Genomic DNA, 1,729 nt, shown 5'->3' with positions numbered 1-1,729 from the left:
GCAAATGTTCCCTGCGCCAGTGTTGCTCCCGTAACAGCCGCAGGCTGGTCAGGGTTGCCGATGCTACCGCCGGTGGCAGGGAGGTGGTGTAGATGTAGGTCCGGGCAAACTGAATAAGTGTCTCGATCAAAGCGTCACTGCCCGCGACAAATGCACCGTAAGTGCCAAACGCCTTGCCCAATGTCCCCACCAGCACGGGCAACTGTTGCTGGTCCAGGCCACAAGCTTCGGCAACACCGCCGCCAGTGGCTCCCAGGAAACCAAAACCGTGGGCATCATCCACCATCAACCAGGCCCGGTGTTGCCCGGCAAGTGCCGACAGCGCCTTTACCGGTGCAACGTCGCCATCCATGCTGAACACACCATCGGTGACGATCAGCTTGCGTCGGGCGGGGGTTTTCTGAAGTCGGTGATCAAGGTTATCCACATCATTGTGCAGATAACGCTGGAACCGTGCGCCCGACAACCGCCCGGCATCCAGCAACGAGGCATGGTTCAGGCGATCATGAAACACCCCATCCTGCTTGCCCAGCAAGGCCGTGATGACGCCCAGATTGGCCATATAACCATTGGCAAACAGCAGGGCACGCTCCCGGCTGGTAAATTCCGCGAGTTCATCTTCCAGCCGGTGATGTACCCGGCTGTGGCCGACCACCAGGGGGGAAGCACCACCACCGAGCCCATAGTGATCCGTCGCCTGTCGAAAGCTGGCGATAACATCCGGATGGTTTGCCAGTCCCAGGTAATCATTGCTGCAGAACGCCAGACCGTGCTGGCCATTGATCATGATCTCAGGCCCCTGGGGCGAATCCAGGGTTTGACGACGACGATAGAGACCCGCTACACGCCAGGCCTCAAGATCCTGTTCCAGATTGAAACTCATCCGCCATGACCCGCCATGGCATCGTAGTAATATTCATTGTTTTTTTCAGCGTCGACCATCGCTTTGACCGGACAGGGTTGATCGGGCGCTCCCCAATCATTGCCTTTATTGATGCCCAGCCTGGCAAACAACTGCCGGTCCTTATTCGCCTCAGGGTTTGCGGTGGTCAGCAGCTTGTCGCCCAGGAAAATTGAGTTGGCACCCGCCAGAAAGGCCAGGGCCTGCAGCTCATCACTCATCTGCTCACGCCCGGCCGACAGGCGAACGTTAGACGCTGGCATCATAATTTTGGCCACGGCGATGGTACGGACAAAATCAATACCATCCACCGCCTCAGCGTCTGCCAATGGCGTGCCGGCGACTTTTACCAGCATATTGATGGGAACACTCTCCGGATGCCTGGGCATATTGGCCAGCTGAACCAGCATCCCGGCACGATCGCGCTCGGTCTCACCCAGGCCAACAATACCACCACTGCAGACATTCATTCCCGCCTCCCGGACCAAAGCCAGCGTGTTCAGGCGGTCAGCGTAAGTCCGGGTGGTAATGATATTGCCATAGAACTCTGGCGAGGTATCCAGATTGTGGTTGTAGTAATCCAGTCCTGCCCGGGCCAGCTCCGTTGCCTGTTCTGCACTGAGCATACCCAGGGTCATGCAGGACTCAAGCCCCAGTGCTTTCACCCCCTTGATCATCTCAATAATGTAAGGCATGTCCCTGGCGGGCGGGTTTTTCCAGGCGGCCCCCATACAGAAGCGGGTAGCGCCGGAAGCCCTGGCGCTGCGGGCTTCCTCCAGCACCTTGTGCACCGCCATCAATTTCTCTTTTTCCAGACCGGTGTTGTAG

At 58.1% G+C, this 1,729-nt stretch carries 2 protein-coding genes; both read right to left on the bottom strand.

The window, feature by feature from the left end:
* The coding region (locus KDK14_RS11215; RefSeq protein ID WP_257265205.1) for an 8-amino-7-oxononanoate synthase at positions 1-883 on the bottom strand (883 nt) is incomplete at its 3' end.
* Positions 880-1,729, bottom strand: an 850-nt coding sequence (bioB, locus tag KDK14_RS11210) for a biotin synthase BioB (RefSeq protein WP_373691065.1), incomplete at its 5' end; no start/stop codon positions are given. The genes KDK14_RS11215 and bioB, both read right to left, overlap by 4 nt.

The sequence above is a fragment of the Endozoicomonas sp. ONNA2 genome (assembly GCF_024606365.1).
GTDB lineage: Bacteria > Pseudomonadota > Gammaproteobacteria > Pseudomonadales > Endozoicomonadaceae > Endozoicomonas.
Note: the sequence above shows the minus strand (reverse complement) of the source record. Positions and strands in the feature narration are given on the sequence as shown.